We start from the raw sequence: 478 nt of genomic DNA, 5'->3' as shown, positions 1-478 counted from the left end.
TATCTTTATCCTCAATATAAATTCATCTCCTGGCTCTATGGTGCTTGGCTCAAGGTCTATATCTTCAATCTCAATAAAAGCTTGATTTCGTTTTATTATCTGAATTGAAAACTCAAAGGTTTGTTCTTTTTGTTCTTTTGAATCTCCACTAAAATAGGAGACTTTCAGAGTAAGTGGATAACTCCCAGTATTGGCATCTTCGCTTGCATGGAGTCGGAATTTGTACTCCACGGTTTTGTCACTATTTATTACATATGTAAAATGCTGATTAGTGGTGTTGTCTATTAATATTGCTTCTTTAGTAGGTTCAATTGGGGAGTTCATCTCAACGAGAACACTTTTTGCAGATTCGAATCCCATATTTCTAAGTCTAACTGTGATCTCAAAATCTTCTCCGGGGTGAACAATCTCAGGCTTTTCTACGTATTCTAGTTCAAAACTTGCATCACCTTCTCGAATTACAGTTATAGAGAAGTAA

1 protein-coding gene is annotated in these 478 nt (G+C 35.6%); it reads right to left on the bottom strand.

The window, feature by feature from the left end; translation table 11 throughout:
- Positions 1-478 (bottom strand): NEW3 domain-containing protein (locus E3E37_RS10940; protein ID WP_240921980.1); only part of this gene is annotated, 478 nt, incomplete at both ends.

Origin of the sequence: Thermococcus sp. ES12 (assembly GCF_012027515.1) — an archaeon.
Lineage (GTDB): Archaea > Methanobacteriota_B > Thermococci > Thermococcales > Thermococcaceae > Thermococcus > Thermococcus barossii.
Note: the sequence above shows the minus strand (reverse complement) of the source record. Positions and strands in the feature narration are given on the sequence as shown.